This window comes from Bacillus sp. AFS023182 (assembly GCF_002560575.1).
Taxonomy (GTDB): Bacteria; Bacillota; Bacilli; order Bacillales; family Bacillaceae_G; genus Bacillus_A; species Bacillus_A arachidis.
Window position 1 is genome coordinate 1 of sequence record NZ_NTRO01000156.1, and the last position, 222, is coordinate 222.

At 38.7% G+C, this 222-nt stretch carries 1 pseudogene; it reads left to right on the forward strand.

Annotated features, from left to right (window positions below):
• A pseudogene (locus tag CN288_RS27865) lies at window positions 1-216 on the forward strand (phage tail protein); the annotation flags it as partial.
• Between the last annotated feature and the right edge of the window lie 6 nt (window positions 217-222).

Below are 222 nucleotides of genomic sequence, written 5' to 3' on the forward strand. Positions count from 1 at the left end.
ATTGAAGAATCTTGGAAAACACAAAATGAAGAAATGACCGTGGATGATATTGCATATAAAATTACAGCTGATCCGCTACTGTACAATGATGTGACGATGGCTGAATTAGATACAGGTGATGCTACTGCAACAGGTATCAAGGCGGAAGATTTCTTGAAGCAAGTTATTTGTGATGAATCTCAATTAGCAACGCTTGGTGGAACTACAGGACAATAAGGAGTG